Source organism: Erythrobacter colymbi (assembly GCF_002155685.1).
In the GTDB taxonomy this organism is placed as follows: domain Bacteria; phylum Pseudomonadota; class Alphaproteobacteria; order Sphingomonadales; family Sphingomonadaceae; genus Erythrobacter; species Erythrobacter colymbi.
Map to the genome: position 1 here is coordinate 58,539 of NZ_MUYK01000009.1, position 15,981 is coordinate 74,519.

Consider the following 15,981-nt stretch of genomic DNA (forward strand, 5'->3'; position numbering starts at 1 on the left):
TTGCCGCGCTAACGCGCTGCGCGCGCCTGATAGGGGAAGCTACCTAAGCGCCGGTCGTCTGCGTCATTGCGCGGCGGCGGGGGCCTTGTCGGGCGGCGCTGCCGCGGTGGCAGGGGCGGGATCGGCGGGGTTGTGCTTGGCCAGGAACCCGTCGAGCGCCTCGTACCACGCCTGCGCGTTCTCGGGGCTGGAGAAGCTGTGGCCCTCGTCCTTGATCACCAGCGTCTGCGGCGGCACGGGCGCGATGCGCGCGGCCTTCTCGAAGATGTTGTACTGGCTGATCGGCACGCGCTTGTCCTTGGTGCCGTGGGCGAGCAGCACTGGGCGCGACAGCGTGCCGGCGGTGCGGTAGGGCGAGACCCCGTCGAGGTCCTGCGTCTTGTCGCCCCTGACGCGCGCCTGCCACCACTTGTTGACCCGCGCGGTGAGATAGCGCCGGTCGTAGCGCAGCAGCTTGTTCCAGTCGGTCACCCCCGCCCAGCTCGCCGCGCAGCGGTAGCGTTCGGGGTTGCGCAGCACCGCCCACAGCGCCGCGTAGCCGCCATAGGAGCCGCCGACGACGCAGACGCGCTTCGCATCGGCGATGCCCTGCTTCACGGCCCAGTCCATCGCGTCGTCGATATCGTCCTGCATCTTGCGGCCGATCTGGCCCGCGCCCGCCTCGAAGAACGCATCGCCATAGCCGCCCGAGCCGCGGTAATTGGGCTGGAGCACTGCATAGCCGCGGTTGGCGAGCAGCTGCACCTCGTCGTTGTATTCGAGCTTGTCGCGCACGCCGTAGGGCCCGCCGTGGGGCATCAGGATCAGCGGCAGGTTCTTCGCCTCGCGCCCGCGCGGGAGGGTGAGATAGCCGCGGATCACCGTGCCGTCGCGCGCGGTGTATTGCACCGGCTTGGGGCTGGCGAGCGCGCGGAAGTCGATCTCGGGGCGGAACTGCGAGATTTCCTGCAAGCGCTTGGCTGCGGGGTCATAAAGGTAGAGCACGCCGGGATCGCTCTCGTGCCCGGCATAGACCAGCATCCGCGTCTCGTCCTCGGCGCGGCTCGTCACCCACACCTCGCCATCGCCCAGCGCCTTGCGCAGCGAGCGGTACTGCTTGGCGATCGCGGGGTCGAACCAGTGCACCTCGTCACGCTCGGCGGTGTAGTAGGCGGCGAAGGGCTTGCCGTCCTTCAGGGTGACGCTGTCGATGTCCCATTCGGGGTGTTCGTAGACCGTCTCGATCACCTCGCGCGTCGAGAAGTTGACGCGCCTGAGGCCCACGCGGCCCGTGTCGCCTTCCGACAGGACATAGCCCTCGTCCGATCCGTTGACGATCGAGAGCGCGTCCCAGTAGCGGTCGACCGTGTCGCTCTCCTTCAGCCGCGCCACCAGCTTGAGGTTCTCGCCCGCGCCGGGGCGGTAGTAGACCTTGAAGCGGTCCTCGAACCAGCCGGTGCCCATGCGGACCACGCCCTGATCGTCGGCGACCCAGTTCCACACCCCGTCGCGCGGGTCCTGCACCACGCTGATCTTGCCGCCCGGCTTCAGCTCGTGGCGCAACACCGAGGGGTAGTCGTAGATCGTCTGCTGGATCGCGACGAGGACGTAGGAGCCGTCCTTGGCGACATGGATGACGTTGTCCCCCTCCACCACGTCGCTGCGCGCGAACAGGCGGGTCATCACGCCGCTCGAGACCTCGACGAGGATCAGGCGGGTGTAGCGCACCTCCTCGCGGAAGAACTCGCCCGGGGTCGAGACCGCAAGCAGCAGCTTGTCGTTGGTGACCCAGCGATACCAGTCGAGCTCGTCCTGCGGATCGGCCGCGAGCGCGCGGACGAGCTTGCCCGAGGTGGTGTCGGTGATGACGAACTGCACCTCGCCGTTCGAATGGCGCATGAAGGAGAACATCGCCCCGTTGGGCGAGAGTTTGGCGTCCCAGAAAGCGGGCCGCTTGGCGAAATGGCCGACTGCGATCGGCGGCGGCGGGGGCTCGGCCGGGCTGGCAGCAGCGGTTGCCGGAGTGGCAGCGGGCGCAGGCTCCTGCGCGTCTGCGGCAATGCTGGCGAACGGCAGGGCAGCGACCAGCGCCAGCCCGGCCCAGAACCGGTGAAATCGTACCATGCGCGCCTTGCGTCCCCTGCGTGCCCCTGATTCGCCAAGCCTATGATTTGGCGAGCGGAACGCAAGGGCCTTGCGGCGGAATACGGGTGCGGCCCGCAGAGGTCAGAGCGGAATGCGGAAGCTCACCGGCAGGATGAAGCGCTCGCCCGCGACGACCTCCTCGCTGATGATCATCCGCACCCGCGCCATCCCGGCGAGCACCGGCGCGACGAAGGCGGGGTGGTCGCAATCAGGCGAGACGTCCTGCGGCACGCCCTCGGCATCCACCGTGAAGCGGATGTTGCAGCGCCCCTCGATCCCCGCCTGCAGCGCGGCGACCGGATATTCGAACTTCGGCGGCACGGCGTAGTAGCGCGTGCCTTGCATCGGCAGTTCCTCAGCGGGGGGCAGCGAGGCGGGTGCGGCTTCGGACGCAGGCATATCCTGAGCGGTGGCCGACGCCGCAAGCGCCGCGAGAGCGAGAACAGGCAGCATCCGCATAAGCACCCTCCCCTGCCTCAGCCCTTGGCGAGCAGTTCCTCGATCTGGCCGAGGCGTTCCTTGCCGAAGAAGATCTCGCCCTCGCCCTTGGGCCCCACGAACATCGTCGGGATGCCGAAGGCACCGCGCGCGACCACCGCGTCGGTGTTGGCGACGAGGCCCTGCTTCACCTCGTCGGTCTGCGTCCGGGCAAAGAGATCGGCGGCGTCGAAGCCCGCCTCGGTAAGGACAGCGCCGATGGCTTCGGGCGAGGACACATCGAGACCGTCCTCCCAGATCGGGCGCAGCAGGGCTTCCACGAACTGCACGCCGCGCCCGTCCTGATCGGCGGCGAACAGCATGCGCTGGAGCAGGATCGAATTAAACGGGAACTGCGGGTGCAGGCGATACTTCGTCAGGCCGTGCTTGGTGATGAAGCGCTGCATCTCGAGCATCGCGTATTCGTTCTTCCCCTTTACGTCCTTGTCGCGGAGCATCGGAGGGGCGTTGCCGGTGAGCTTGTGCATCCCGCCGAGGAAGACGGGGATCACGTCAAGCTCGGCCTCGTAGCGATCGAGCAATTCGCGCAGCGGCCACCAGATCAGGTAGGCATTGGGCGAGACGAAATCGAAGACGAGTTCAACGCGTTTGGTCATTGGTTGCGCTCCCTAGATGCCGGCCGCCGCCAGCGCCTGGTCCATATCCTCGGTGAGGTCCTCGATATCCTCGAGGCCGACATTGATCCGCAGCAGGCCTTCGGTCACGCCCATTTCGGCCCGCGCTTCCTCGGTCAGGCCGGCGTGGGTGGTCGAGGCGGGGTGGCACATCAGGCTGCGCGCATCGCCGATGTTGTTCGAGATGTCGATCAGCTTGAGCGCATCGAGCAGCGCGAAGGCCCGCGCGCGGGTGCCGACGTCCAGCGCGAAGATCGGCCCCGTCGCGTCCATCTGCGCGAGCGCGAGGTTGTGGCGCGGGTGGCTCGGCAGGCCCGGATGGAGCAGGTGCCCGCCCGCCTTCGTCACGCGCGGTTCGAGGAATTCGCCGAGCGCCACCGCGCTCTTGCTCTGGGCAAAGGCGCGCAAGGGGAGCGTCTCCAGCCCCTTCATCACCACCCAGGCGTTGAAGGCCGAAAGCGTCGGGCCGGTGTTGCGCTGGAAGGGCATCAGCACCTCGTCGATCCACTGCTTGCTCGCGCAGATCGCGCCCGCCAGCACGCGGCCCTGCCCGTCCATCAGCTTGGTCGCACTGTACGCGACCACATCCGCGCCGAACTGCATCGGGCGCTGCAAGACGGGCGAGGCGAAGGCATTGTCGACCACCGTGGTGATCCCGTGCGCCTTGGCGAGGCCGCAGACATAGGCGAGATCGACGATATCGAGCGTCGGGTTCGCCGGGGTCTCGAAGAAGAACACCTTGGTGTTGGGCCGGATCGCGGCATCCCATGCGGCATTGTCGGCACTGTCGATCACGGTCGTCTCGATGCCGAACTTGGGCAGCAGGCTGTCGACCAGCCAGCGGCACGAGCCGAAGGCGGCGCGCGCGGCGACGACGTGGTCGCCCGCCGAAAGCTGGCACAGCATCGCCGCGGTCATCGCCGCCATCCCGCTCGCCTGCGTGCGGCAGGCCTCGGCCCCCTCCATCAGCGCGATGCGTTCTTCGAGCATGGCGACGGTCGGGTTCTGGAGGCGCGAATAGGTCATGCCCTGCGCGGTGCCCGCAAAGCGGTCGGCGACGGTCTGGGCGTCGTCGTAGGTATAGCCCGAGGAGAGGAACAGCGCCTCGCTGGTCTCGCCATGTTCGGAACGCCAGGTGCCGCCGCGCAGCGCCTTGGTTGCGGGTCGCCAGCCGCTGGTGGCGGCGCGGTCCATGCCGGTGGTCTTCTTCATGTGCCCGCCTCTAGGACGGCAGCAGCCCGCCCGCAAGCAGGCCTTCGCGCGCCGCATCGCCGTGCCCGACCGCGGCGAGCATCATCGTCCCCTCGATCACGGTGAGGAGATATCGCGCGCCGCCCGCCGGATCGGGATCGCCTGCCGGCATCTGCCCTTCGAGCCACACGACCAGCTCGTCCACCATCGCCCGGGCCGCCTCGCGGAAGCCGGGCAGGCCGCGCGCCGAGCCCGCGACGATTTCCCACCAAAGGTGCATGAAGGGCTGCATCGCCGGATCGCCGTTCTGGGCGAGGATGCGCTCCACCAGCGCCTCGCGCGTCGTGGGGCGGTCCTGCCCGGCGATCACCCCTTCGAGCATCGCCGCATAGACCTGCGCGATGTGCGACAGCAGATCGACGACCAGCTGTTCCTTGGTACCGAAGTGGTAGATCAGCATCCGGTCCGAGGTGCCCGCGCCCTTGGCGAGCGGCCGCAGGCTCGCCTGCCCCAGCCCATGCGCGAGCACGTGCGCCATCAGCAGCGGCAGCAGGCTGTCCTTGGACATCGGAGGCTTCTTCGAGCGCGGGCTCATGCGGGTGCTTGTAGCGGGGTGTAGGGCTTGCTACAAGCGCACGTAGCAATCGCTACATATGGGAGACTCGCGATGCCAGACACCCTTACCCCCTTCCTCGCGCTCGCCGGTGGCGGGCTGGTCTTTGCGACCGCCGCGATCCTGATGATCCTCGTGCGGCCCGGTGCGCCGGGCAATGCCGTGCTCGCGGGCGGGCTGTCGGCGGGCTTTGCCGCCTTCACCCTCGTCACCATCGCGACCGAGGGCTTCTTTCCGGTGATCCTCAACCACACCACCAACCTGTGGGGCGTGCAGGTGTGGTGGGACCTGCTGTTCTCGCTGACCGTGGCGTATTTCCTGATCCTGCCACGGGCGAAGGCGGCGGGGATGAACCTGCCATTGTGGACGGTGCTGATACTCGCCTCGGCGAGCATTGCGCTCCTCGCCATGTGTGCGCGGCTGTTCTGGCTGGAGCAGACGGACGGCAAGCCGGTGCGGGCATAATCTGTCTTGCGGCGATGGCTGGCCCTGCCTAAGCGCGGGGCCAGTCATGGCCGAGGCCCAAGCGTCCCCCTCCCCCGCCGCCGCGCTTCCGCCGGCCCGCCCGCGCGACCCGCTGGGCTGGGTGCTGGCGATGACGGGTATCTTCGCGCTGCTCGCCGGATGGCGTCTCGCGATCCCCTCGATCCTCTATTTCGACGAGGTCCACTACATCCCCGCAGCGCGCGAGTTCCTGTCGCTGATCCAGACCGGCGCGGGCGAGTATCGCAACCGCGAGCACCCGCTGCTGGCCAAGGAGCTGATCGCGCTGGGCATGCTGGTGTTCGGCGACAATCCACTGGGCTGGCGGATCGTGCCGTGGGCCAGCGGCGTGCTGGCATTCTTCGCCGCCCTGCGTGCGTTGTGGCATGCGAGCCATGACCGCTACGCCACCCTCGCCTTCGGGCTGCTGCTGGCAACCGGCTTCCCGCTGTTCATCCATTCGCGCATCGCGATGCTCGATATCGTCATGGCGAACGCGCTGGCGGTGGCTGCATGGCAATTCGCCGCGGCCTGTGCCCAGCCCGAACAGGGGCGCTGGCGCCTCGCGCTCACCGGCATTGCGATCGGCTGCGCGCTGGGGGCCAAGTGGAACGCCATTCCGCTCGCGATGGTGCCCGGCATCACCTTCTTCATCGCCCGCGCTCTCGCCGGTCGCCGCCGCCTGCTGCTGAGCCGCCGCGGCGCGCCGGTGCCGGGGATCACGCTGGTCGAGGCCTTCGTCTGGCTCGGGATCGTGCCGCTGGCGGTCTATGCGGCGACCTATGTGCCGGGCTACTGGTGGGCGGACGCCGCGCATCCCTCGCCGCTCGCAAGCCAAGGGCTGATCGGGCTCCACCGCGAGATGTTCGAGCTCCAGAGCCAGCTCAAGACCCCGCACCGCTACATGAGCCAGTGGTCGCAATGGGTGCTGAACACGCGCGGGATCTGGTATCTCTACGAAGAGGTCGACGGTGCGATGCGCGGGGTGCTGCTGGTGGGCAATCCGCTGACGATGTGGCTCGGGCTCCCGGCGCTGGCGTGGTGCCTGGTCGAGGGCGTGTGGCAAAGGAACTGGGCGCGGCTGGCGGCGGCGCTCGGCTATGCCGCGGCGCTCGGCCTGTGGGTGATCGCGCCCAAGCCGGTGCAGTTCTACTACCACTATCTTGTGCCGAGCTTCTTCCTGCTCGCCGCGCTCGCCTTGGCATGCAGCGACTTGCGCCGCCTGCCGAAGGGCGAGTGGCTCGCGGGCGGCGTGCTGGCAGGGGCGCTGCTGGTGGCGGCCTATTTCTTCCCGATCATCGCCGCCCTCCCGATCGCGGGGCCGGACGCCTACCTCGACTGGATGTGGCTGAAGGGGTGGATGTGATGGAAAGGTCCACGTCAATCTGCTAGCTATCCCTCGTCATTGCGAGCGAAGCGAAGCAATCCATGGACCAGAACAGGCAATTCCAGCCTGCCGTCTACATCATGGCCAACCACAAGAACGGGACGCTCTACGTTGGCGTCACGTCGGACCTTCCGCGACGCATATGGGAGCATCGAGAGGGGCATGTGGAGGGCTTCACGCGTCGATATGGCTGCAAGCGCCTCGTCTGGTTCGAGCTCCACGCGACCATGGAACACGCAATCGCCCGCGAAAAGCAGATCAAGGGCGGATCACGGGCGAAGAAGATCGCCCTGATCGAGGCGCTGAACCCCGAATGGCGGGACCTGTTCTTCGAATTGAACCCTTAGGCCATGGATTGCTTCGTCGCTGCGCTCCTCGCAATGACGAAGGTGAGGCTCAAAACCTTCCCCACACAAACCGGCTCGAAAGGGCGTAGTTCCAGACCGAGCCGACCACGATCCCCGCCAGCGCGGCGAGCACCCAGAACACGCCTTGCGCCTCGAGGAAGGTCGCAATCGCGACGTTGGCGAAGCCGCCGATCGCACAGGTGGCGATGAAGCCGATCCAGCCGCGCAGCAGCGCCGCCGCGCCGGTCAGGCGCTTGTCGCGGTAGGTCAGCCAGTTGTTGAGCCAGAAGTTGAAGCTCATCGCCACCAGCACCGCGCCACTCTGGGCGAAGGTGAAGTGGTGGCCGAACAGGAACAACAGGCTCGTCAGCACCACGAAGTGCACCACCACGCCCAACGCGCCGACGGTGCCGAACAGGGCGAAACGGGTCGGGATCACCTTGCCCAGGGTCTTGTCGTAGAGCCCGGCGAGGAAATCGAACAGGATGGCGCGGTCCAGCTTGCTTTCTCCTTCGCGGCGGGCCGCGAAATTGAGGGGGAATTCCTTGACCTTCATGGCCGTGTCCGACGTCGCTAGCAGGTCGAGCAGGATCTTGAACCCGATCCCCGTCAGCCGCGGCACAAGCGCGCGGGCGGTGGACGAGGGGAGCATGAAATAGCCGCTCATCGGGTCGGTCAGTTCGACGCCGGTGATCTTGCGGGCAATGGCATTGGCATAGGTCGAGAGCTTCTCGCGCTCGGGCGCGGCCCATTCGGCGGTGCTCGCGCCTTCGGCAAAGCGGCTGGCGACGCAGATCTCGGCCTCGCCGCTCTTGAGCGCGGCGAGCATGCCGGGGAGCAGCGCGGGATCGTGCTGGTGGTCGGCGTCCATCACCGCCACATAGGGCGCGGCGGTGGCACAGAAGCCTTCGATGGCGGCGCTCGCAAGACCCCGGCGGCCGATGCGCTGGATCACCCGCACCCGCGGATCGGTGAGCGCGATCGCGCGCGCCTCGTCGGCGGTGCCGTCCTTGCTGTCATCATCGACAATGATGACTTCCCACGCTGCCGCGTCACGAATCGCACGGTCGATCCGCTCCACCAGCGGGGCGAGATTGCCGCGCTCGTTGAGCGTCGGGAGAATGATCGCAAGGTCGAGGCTCATGGCGTTCAAAGCCGCTCGCGCACGCCCGCGCCGATGGCCGCCGTGCCGTGGCTGCCGCCGAGATCGCCGCCGAGGATGCCGTCGGCGAGCGCCCTGGCCACAGCGCCCTCGATCCGCGCGGCCTGATCCTCCAGACCGAAGGAATGGCGCAGCATCATCGCCGCCGACAGGATCGTCGCCATCGGGTTGGCCTTGCCCTGCCCGGCAATATCGGGCGCGGAGCCGTGGATCGGCTCGTAGAGGCCGAAAGTGCCGTGCCCGGTCTGCCGCTCGCCCAGCGAGGCGGAGGGCAGCAGCCCGATCGAGCCGACCGCCGCGCTCGCGAGGTCCGAAAGAATGTCGCCGAACAGGTTGCCCGTCAGCAACACGCCGAAGCGCTCGGGGTGGCTGACGGTCTGCATCGCGGCATTATCGACGTACATGTGATCGAGCGCGACCTGCGGATAATCCGCCGCGACCTCCAGCACCACATCGCGCCACAGCTGGCTGGTTTCCAGCACATTGGCCTTGTCGACGCTGGTGAGCGGCAGGCCCGCAGCTGCCGCCGCGCGGAAAGCGACATGGGCGATGCGGCGCACTTCGCTCTCCGAATAGGACATGGCGTCCCACCCCTCGCGCTCGCCGGCATCGGTGGTGCGCTGGCCCTTGGCGCCGAAATAGACGTCGCCCGTCAGCTCGCGCACGATCAGCATGTCGAGGCCCGCAGCGATATCGGCGCGCAGGGGCGAGAGGTGCTCAAGCCCCGCGAACACCTTGGCCGGGCGCAGGTTGGCGAACAGGCCGAGGTGCTTTCTGAGGCCGAGGATCGCCTGCTCGGGCCGCAGGTGGCGTTCGAGCGCGTCGCAGGTCGGATCGCCCACCGCGCCGAACAGGATCGCATCGGCCTCGCGCGCCATCGCCAGCGTCTCTTCGGGCAGCGGGTGGCCGTGGCGATGGTAGGCCGCGCCGCCCACATCGCCGGTGAACAGCGTGAGACCCGGGAGCGCCAGCGCTTCGAGCACCGCGACCGCCTCGGCGGTGACCTCGGGGCCGATCCCGTCGCCGGGCAGGACTGCAATCTTCACTTGGGGGTCCCCTTCACGCCATCCGCGCCAACCGCTCGGTCAGCCGCTTCCGCGCGCCCATAACATCGCGCCGGTCGCCTGCAAGCAGGTAGTGCGCAAGGCGGCGCTCGAGTATCCCCAGCATAGCGAGTGTCTGGGGCCAGTCGGCCGCGGGCGGCGGGGCCTCGCCGCCATAGCCGAGCTCCGACAGGAGCAGGGTCTCGTAGCCGATCAGCCCGCTCACCCACCCGCGCGCCGAGGGGGCGATGGCGATGGCCTCGAGCAGCGCGTCGAGCGCGGCGTGGAGCGCGGGGTACGGCTGGCGTTCGGGAAGCGTCGCGGCGGTGAGCGCGCAGGCCCACCCGATCGCGGCGGCGGGCAGCGGCTCGGTCATCAGCGCGGCGCGCGACTGTTCGAGCTCGAGCCGGGCAAAGGGTAGCTGGCCGCCGGGCCGGGTGGTGAATTCCGCCGCGACGCGGTTGCCGGGCACCATCACCGCGCGCATCTGCCGCCCGCGCCCACCCGCGACATAGGCCGCGACAAGGCCCTGCCCCGCGGTCAACAGCCGCACCATCGCCCCGGTCTCCCCCTGAGGGCGCGAGCCGAGCAGAATGGCGGGGGCGTGGGGGGTCAAGACTCAATCCCCCGTCGCCCCTGCGCAGGCAGGGGCCCAGCCAACGTCGATGTCGAAGGAGAGTTCTTGCAGCCCGATCTCCCACCGGCGATCAGTGCGAGCACTGCGTTCGGCACAAAGCCCAGATGGGCCCCGGCCTGCGCAGGGGCGACGGAGTATCGGCAATCAGCCATTGATCGTCTCGAACAGGTCAATCCAGGCGGGATTCGCAGCGCGGATCAGCCGAAGCTTCCACTGCCGCTTCCACTTCTTCATCGCCTTTTCGCGGGCAATGGCATCGATGATCGTGTCGTGGTGTTCGGCATAGACCAGCCGCGTGAGATTGTGCTTGCGACAGAACGCCGAGCCGCGCCCCTCGCGATGCGCAAACACCCGTGCGGCAAGATCGGCGGTCACGCCGATGTAGAGCGTGCCGTGCGGTCCGTTCGTCATGATATAGACCCAGCCGCCCATCGCCCCATGATATGGACTTTGCGGCCAGCCCGCCAGCGCGGATGGGCCCCTGCCTTCGCAGGGGCGACGAAGAGAATCAGTCCTTCGACTTCGCTTCCAGCGCGGCGAGGCGCGCTTCGAGGGCGTCGGCCTGTTCGCGGGCCTTCTGGGCCATCGCCTTGACGGTCTCGAATTCCTCTCTGGAGACGAAATCGATCCCGCCAAAGGCCTCGCGCATCCGCTCGCGCGCGCTTTCGCGGGCTTCGCGGGTCATGCCTGCCATGGTGCCGGCAGCGCTGTTGGCGAGTTTGACAAGGTCGGCGATGATCGGGTTCTGGCTTTGCATTTTTTCTTTTTGGGGATGCTTGCCCTGAAGTGCAAGCATCCTCCTCGCTCTCGCGGCGTCCTTGTTGGCCTACCGCTTCGCTACTTGAGGCCTCAGAGCTTCACCCGCACCGCTGCGCCGTTGCCGCTCGGGCCGCCGTCGGGGTTCTCGACGATGAACTGGTAGTTGAGCACGCTCGCAAAGCACAGCCACGCCAGATAGGGCAGCAGCAGCAGCGCCGCCGAGCGGCGGACGCGCAGCACCAGCGCGAGCGCGATCAGCAGGCTCGCGATGCCGAAGCCAAGCACCATCAGCCCGGCGAACATGTCCTGCATCCCGAAGAACACCAGCGTCCAGACCTGCGTGACGATGAAATGGATCGCGAAGACCACCAGCGCCACGCCCCGCCCCGGTGCGCCCCAGGCGCTCGCCACGCTCGCCATCGCGAGGCCGATCAGCACGAACAGCGCCGTCCACACGATCCCGAAGGTCACCGGCGGCGGGAAGATCGCGGGCTTGGTCAGCCCCGCGAACCACGCCGTGTCCGGGCTGCCGAGCTTGCCCGCGGCAAAGCCGACCAGCAGGACCAGCGGCACCATGAACAGCGCCCAGCGCAGGAAACTGGCGCGCAGCTGGGCGGGGGAAGCAAGGACGTTCATCGGCTCACGACTCTCCGGCATTCGGGCCGGCACCCGGGCCGGCGATCGGGAACGCGGCGATACCAGAGCCGCGCGGCATCGCCAAATCCTCGATCAGGATCCGGCCTGTAACTTTCCGCCCCGCGCCGGCGAAGCAGGGGGGCGGCAAGCACATGCCGGGCAGGACGCCGCGTGCCCGATCATCATCACCGGACCGCCGCATTGCGCGGGGCCGCTCAGGGGAATGTTACCATGAAGAAGACCTTTGCTCTCCTCGCCGTCGCCGGCCTCGCCCTTGCCACCGCCGCCTGCTCGAAGCCGGCCGAGGAAGCCGCAACCGGTGCCGACGCCATGTCGGTCGCCGACGAGCCGATGGCGGCAAGCACCGATGCGATGGCAGGCGGCGAGGATGCCATGGCAGCCGAGGGCGATGCGATGGCGCCGACCGGCGATGCCATGGCGCCCAAGGGCGACGCGATGGCTCCCGAAGGCGACGCGATGGCGCCCAAGGAAGACGCCATGGCTCCGGCTGCCAAGAAGTAAGCCCCCAACCTTCCGGCTCGCCGGACCGGACCGCCAGCAACCCCTTGGTTGCTGGCGGTTTTCCGGCGCCTGCACGGCGAGCACGGCAAAAATGTGGTGAAATTTGGGCAAAACGTCACGAAACGCTTTGGGGTTGCCGAAAACCTCTGCTAAACGCCGCCACATTCCTGCCGTGATTCGAAAGCGCGTTGGCGGCGGGAGTTCAAAATAACGCGCTTTTGCTCATTCCCGGCCTCGCCGGACCCATAGGGGAAATGACCATGAAGAAGATCGCTCTCGTCGCCGTCGCCGGCCTCGCTCTCGCCACCGCCGCTTGCTCGAAGCCGGCCGAAGAAGCCACCACCGAAGCCGACACCATGACCGTTGAAGAGCCGATGACTGCCGAAACCCCGGCTGCCGACGCGACCGACGCCATGACCGCCGAAACCCCGGCCGCGACCGAGACCCCGGCTGCCGAGTAATCCTTCGGGATTGCCGACTCTGGCCTAGTGCCAGGGACCAGGTTCAAGAAAGACCGGTAGCAACCACGGTTGCTGCCGGTCTTTTCTTTTGTGCCCCGCCGATGGTCAGCCGCGGCGGGCCGAGATCAGGAATTCGACATTGCCTTGCGGGCCGGTGATCGGGCTTGTCGCGATCCCCTCGACCGTCCAGCCGAGCCCCTCCACCCAGCCGCGCACCCCGTCGCACACGCGCTGGTGAAGCGCCGGATCGCGCACCACCCCGCCCTTGCCGACCTCCTCGCGCCCGACTTCGAACTGCGGCTTGATCAGCGCGACCAGCTGGCACTCGGGCGCTGCGAGCCGCAGCGGCACCTCCAGCACCTTCGCCAGAGAGATGAAGCTCGCATCGCACACCACCCAGTTGCACGGGCGGTCGATGTGTTCGGGGGTGAGCAGGCGCGCCGAGAGCTGTTCGAGCACCGTCACGCGCCGATCCTCGCGCAACTTCCACGCGAGCTGGTTGGTGCCCGAATCGACGCAGAACACGTGCGCCGCCCCGTGGGTCAGCAGCACATCGGTGAAGCCTCCGGTGGACGAGCCGATATCCATCGCCACCGCCCCTGCCGGATCGAGCCCGAAGTGCTCGATGGCATGGGCGAGCTTGATCCCGCCGCGGCTGACCCAGGGATGATCGCGCCCGCGCACGTCGAGCGCCGCATCCTCGGGCAGCTGGTGTCCGGGCTTGTCGATCTTGGTCTCGCCTGCAAACACCAGCCCCGCCATCACCAGCGCCTGCGCCCGCGCGCGGCTTTCGGCGAGCCCGCGCTCGACCAGCAGCTGGTCGACACGGCGCTTTTGCGCTTTCGGGGGACGAGGTGGATGGTCGGGCATGGACAAGAGGAGGCCCTAGCGCGCAAAGTGCGGGCATGAAAGCCGGACTTCCCCTCCTCGCCCTCGCCGCCGCGCTCACGGCCTGCGCGCCCGCTGCCAAAGCCCCGCCGGTCGCGACTGCGGGGACGCCAGCCCCGCGCCCCCCGGTCGTCGCCGCCCCTGCCCGCCCCGAGCCCCTGCCAGCTCCGGTCGACATGCACTGGATGGACGCGCCCCTGACGCCGGGCGCGTGGCGCTACCACAGCCACGATGAGGGCACGACCGCTCTCTTCCTCGCCACCGACCGCTCGGGCGGGTTCATGATGGTGTGCGAGCGCGCGAGCGGCCGGATGCTGCTCTGGCGCGAGGGGACGATCGCCGGCCCCCGCATCATGACGATCCGCACCGAGACCGCGACCCGCACCCTGCGCGCGGCACCCAAGATGGAGACCATGCCCTACGCCGCCGCCGACACCGCCGCGGGCGATCCCCTGCTCGATGCGATGGCACTCTCCAAGGGGCGCTTTGCCGTCGAGGTCGAAGGGCTCGCACCGCTGATCCTACCCAGCCATGCCGAGGTCAGCCGGGTGATCGAGGATTGCAGATAAGGCTCGTCATTGCGAGGCGCCCGAAGGGCAACGAAGCAATCCATGACCGACCCTCGCATCGAGGGGCGACGTCAGTCCATGGATCGCCGCGCCTTCGGCTCGCGATGACGATGCATTCTTCCGATTCCATACATTAATATCCACAGGCTTGCCCCCAGCCTGTCCACACCCGCGCCGGAAACGAAAAACGCCCGAGGTCTCCCTCAGGCGCGGCATGCTCCGGTGTTACGCGGCGAGGGGAGAGTATGACGCGGGAAAAGATTATTTCAAGTCTTGTGGATGCCTGCGCAATGACTCACATTGCACCCGAGGCCAGCGGCGAACGCGGCTCTCGGCCCCCGGTGAAACGCGGGGTCTGGCTCACAAGCGCGAAAGGAGGTGATCCGATGTCTCATGGTTCAGTAGCGAGGTCGGTGAAGATCCCTACGGAGCATACTCGGTAATCATCCTTCTGAGTAAGGCACCGTGAGCGGCACTTCCGGCCGCTGACCATGTCAAGGGCAGTTCCCCGACGGGCGGAACTGCCCTTTTCATTTGTGCTTTTGTTTTTCGAGCGGGCCTCCGCCCGCTCGTCCTCGGCGCTGTTTCCGTCGCTTCGCTACGGAGCGCCTGCGGCTCGCGCGCGTGCGCTCGCGGGCCTGCGACCCGATAATCCTCCCCTCTAGGGGAGGGGGACCATCCGCAGGATGGTGGAGGGGCAAGCGAGGATGATCCAATAGTCATCTTGCCCTCGCCCGCGCGCAGGATTAGGCGCATTCCATGCAACTCACGCGCCTGCCCCACCCCTCGCCCACGCCCGATGCCACCCGCGAGAGCCTGATCGCCGATCCGGGCTTCGGCACCGTGTTCACCGATCACATGGTCGTTATCGACTATGACGAGGCGCTGGGCGGCTGGCAGACTCCGGTGCTCGGCCCGCGCCAGCCCATCCCGCTCGATCCGGCGGCGAGCGTGCTGCACTACGCGCAGGAGATCTTCGAGGGCCTCAAGGCCTATCGCCATCCCGATGGCGCGCTCGGGCTGTTCCGGCCCGAGGCCAACGCCGCGCGCTTCAACGCCTCGGCCGAGCGGCTCGCCATGCCCGCGCTGCCGGAGGAGCTGTTCCTCGGCGCGATCCGGGCGCTGCTGGAAGTGGACGGCAACTGGTATCCGGCGGTCGAGGGCGGCTCGCTCTATCTGCGGCCCTTCATGATCGCGACCGAGGCCTTCCTCGGCGTGCGTCCGGCGAAGAAGTACAAGTTCATCGTCATCGCCAGCCCCGCGGGCAACTATTTCAAGTCGGGCGCCAAGGCCGTGAGCATCTGGATTTCCGACTACACCCGCGCCGCCCCCGGCGGGACGGGCGCGGCCAAGTGCGGCGGCAACTACGCCGCGAGCCTCGTGCCGACCGGACAGGCCTTCGCCAAGGGCCATGACCAGGTGCTGTTCCTCGACGCCGTGGAGCGCAAGTGGATCGAGGAGCTGGGCGGCATGAACCTGTTCTTCGTCTTCGCCGACGGCACCGTCATCACCCCGCCGCTGACCGGCACGATCCTGCCCGGCATCACCCGCAACTCGCTGGTGACGCTGCTGGAGGAGCAGGGGCTGACGGTCTCGGAAGCCCCCTACTCCATCGACCAGTGGCGCGAGGATGCCGCGAGCGGGCGCCTCGTCGAGGTGATGGCCTGCGGCACGGCGGCGGTGGTCACCGCAGTCGGCAAGGTCGCGGGGCATGACGGCGAGTTCACCATCGGCGCGGGCGGCATCGGCCAGACCACGGCGGCGCTGCGCGAGAAGCTGGTCGGCATCCAGACGGGCCGCATCGCCGACACCCACGGCTGGGTGACGCGGGTCTAGGCCCATGCCCGATCCCTTCCGCCCGCCTTTGTGGCGCGAGGCTATCGGGGTGGCCGCCATTCTCGCCCTGGGAATAGCGGGGCTGAGAGTGCTGTCCGACTATCGGGCGGCGGAAGTCCGAAATCAGAAGCCCGAAATCGTGCATGGCAGGCTTGTTAAAACTGTCACCGGCTCGGCCCGCCACCGCTCGCCTGAAGGACGCTCGCTTCTG

The 15,981-nt window shown here is 68.0% G+C and carries 19 protein-coding genes; 7 read left to right on the top strand and 12 right to left on the bottom strand.

From position 1 onward, the window contains the following. Positions 1–63 precede the first annotated feature (63 nt). The 5 genes from BZF57_RS15165 to BZF57_RS15185 form a co-directional block, all read right to left on the bottom strand. On the bottom strand, positions 64–2,103 hold the full coding sequence (locus BZF57_RS15165) for an alpha/beta fold hydrolase (RefSeq protein ID WP_086739490.1): 2,040 nt from the start codon (positions 2,101–2,103) through the stop codon (positions 64–66). 102 nt (positions 2,104–2,205) lie between these two features. Continuing rightward, on the bottom strand, positions 2,206–2,577 hold the full coding sequence (locus tag BZF57_RS15170) for an energy transducer TonB family protein (RefSeq protein WP_162291025.1): 372 nt from the start codon (positions 2,575–2,577) through the stop codon (positions 2,206–2,208). A 23-nt stretch (positions 2,578–2,600) separates the two neighbouring features. Continuing rightward, complete coding sequence (locus BZF57_RS15175; RefSeq protein ID WP_086739495.1) at positions 2,601–3,218, bottom strand: 2-hydroxychromene-2-carboxylate isomerase; 618 nt, start codon at positions 3,216–3,218, stop codon at positions 2,601–2,603. A gap of 12 nt (positions 3,219–3,230) precedes the next feature. Continuing rightward, the gene (locus BZF57_RS15180; RefSeq protein ID WP_086739497.1) at positions 3,231–4,448 is read right to left on the bottom strand and encodes a trans-sulfuration enzyme family protein; all 1,218 of its coding nucleotides are present in this window, start codon (positions 4,446–4,448) and stop codon (positions 3,231–3,233) included. A gap of 10 nt (positions 4,449–4,458) precedes the next feature. Beyond that, complete coding sequence (locus BZF57_RS15185) at positions 4,459–5,022, bottom strand: TetR/AcrR family transcriptional regulator (RefSeq protein ID WP_240506010.1); 564 nt, start codon at positions 5,020–5,022, stop codon at positions 4,459–4,461. Positions 5,023–5,094: 72 nt separating this feature from the next. Here BZF57_RS15185 and BZF57_RS15190 point away from each other — a divergent pair, with 72 nt between their 5' ends. The 3 genes from BZF57_RS15190 to BZF57_RS15200 all read left to right on the top strand — a co-directional run bounded on the left by BZF57_RS15190 (position 5,095) and on the right by BZF57_RS15200 (position 7,257). Then, positions 5,095–5,505 (top strand): hypothetical protein, encoded by a 411-nt coding sequence (locus tag BZF57_RS15190; RefSeq protein WP_086739499.1) that lies wholly within the window; start codon positions 5,095–5,097, stop codon positions 5,503–5,505. 46 nt (positions 5,506–5,551) lie between these two features. Continuing rightward, entirely contained in the window at positions 5,552–6,889 is a 1,338-nt protein-coding gene (locus BZF57_RS15195; RefSeq protein ID WP_086739501.1) for a phospholipid carrier-dependent glycosyltransferase, read from the top strand. Positions 6,890–6,951: 62 nt separating this feature from the next. Next, positions 6,952–7,257, top strand: coding sequence for a GIY-YIG nuclease family protein (locus tag BZF57_RS15200; protein ID WP_086739503.1), 306 nt, complete (start codon positions 6,952–6,954; stop codon positions 7,255–7,257). 49 nt (positions 7,258–7,306) lie between these two features. Here the strand turns inward: BZF57_RS15200 and BZF57_RS15205 are convergent, their stop codons facing one another. The 6 genes from BZF57_RS15205 to BZF57_RS15230 form a co-directional block, all read right to left on the bottom strand. Next, on the bottom strand, positions 7,307–8,401 hold the full coding sequence (locus BZF57_RS15205) for a glycosyltransferase (RefSeq protein ID WP_086739505.1): 1,095 nt from the start codon (positions 8,399–8,401) through the stop codon (positions 7,307–7,309). A 5-nt stretch (positions 8,402–8,406) separates the two neighbouring features. Then, positions 8,407–9,465: a 3-isopropylmalate dehydrogenase gene (leuB, locus tag BZF57_RS15210; RefSeq protein WP_086739508.1), complete on the bottom strand. Its 1,059-nt coding sequence runs from the start codon at positions 9,463–9,465 to the stop codon at positions 8,407–8,409. 13 nt (positions 9,466–9,478) lie between these two features. Beyond that, positions 9,479–10,078, bottom strand: coding sequence for a DNA repair protein RecO (gene recO, locus BZF57_RS15215; protein ID WP_086739510.1), 600 nt, complete (start codon positions 10,076–10,078; stop codon positions 9,479–9,481). Between the two features lie 165 nt (positions 10,079–10,243). Then, positions 10,244–10,531 carry a GIY-YIG nuclease family protein gene (locus BZF57_RS15220; protein ID WP_086739513.1) on the bottom strand — a complete coding sequence of 96 codons (288 nt, stop codon included), beginning with the start codon at positions 10,529–10,531 and terminating at the stop codon, positions 10,244–10,246. 76 nt (positions 10,532–10,607) lie between these two features. Continuing rightward, positions 10,608–10,856: an accessory factor UbiK family protein gene (locus BZF57_RS15225; RefSeq protein ID WP_086739515.1), complete on the bottom strand. Its 249-nt coding sequence runs from the start codon at positions 10,854–10,856 to the stop codon at positions 10,608–10,610. A gap of 92 nt (positions 10,857–10,948) precedes the next feature. Next, entirely contained in the window at positions 10,949–11,494 is a 546-nt protein-coding gene (locus BZF57_RS15230; RefSeq protein WP_086739518.1) for a TspO/MBR family protein, read from the bottom strand. 231 nt (positions 11,495–11,725) lie between these two features. Between BZF57_RS15230 and BZF57_RS15235 the strand changes: the two genes are divergently transcribed. Beyond that, positions 11,726–12,016 (top strand): hypothetical protein, encoded by a 291-nt coding sequence (locus tag BZF57_RS15235; RefSeq protein ID WP_086739520.1) that lies wholly within the window; start codon positions 11,726–11,728, stop codon positions 12,014–12,016. A gap of 260 nt (positions 12,017–12,276) precedes the next feature. Further along, positions 12,277–12,477 carry a hypothetical protein gene (locus tag BZF57_RS15240; protein ID WP_086739522.1) on the top strand — a complete coding sequence of 67 codons (201 nt, stop codon included), beginning with the start codon at positions 12,277–12,279 and terminating at the stop codon, positions 12,475–12,477. Between the two features lie 105 nt (positions 12,478–12,582). Here the strand turns inward: BZF57_RS15240 and BZF57_RS15245 are convergent, their stop codons facing one another. After that, complete coding sequence (locus BZF57_RS15245) at positions 12,583–13,347, bottom strand: TlyA family RNA methyltransferase (RefSeq protein ID WP_086739524.1); 765 nt, start codon at positions 13,345–13,347, stop codon at positions 12,583–12,585. A gap of 35 nt (positions 13,348–13,382) precedes the next feature. On the opposite strand from BZF57_RS15245, the gene BZF57_RS15250 reads away from it, so the two are divergent. Both BZF57_RS15250 and BZF57_RS15255 read left to right on the top strand, forming a co-directional pair. Further along, the gene (locus tag BZF57_RS15250; protein WP_086739526.1) at positions 13,383–13,934 is read left to right on the top strand and encodes a hypothetical protein; all 552 of its coding nucleotides are present in this window, start codon (positions 13,383–13,385) and stop codon (positions 13,932–13,934) included. A 759-nt stretch (positions 13,935–14,693) separates the two neighbouring features. Next, positions 14,694–15,770 carry a branched-chain amino acid aminotransferase gene (locus BZF57_RS15255; RefSeq protein ID WP_086739529.1) on the top strand — a complete coding sequence of 359 codons (1,077 nt, stop codon included), beginning with the start codon at positions 14,694–14,696 and terminating at the stop codon, positions 15,768–15,770. Positions 15,771–15,981: the final 211 nt, after the last annotated feature.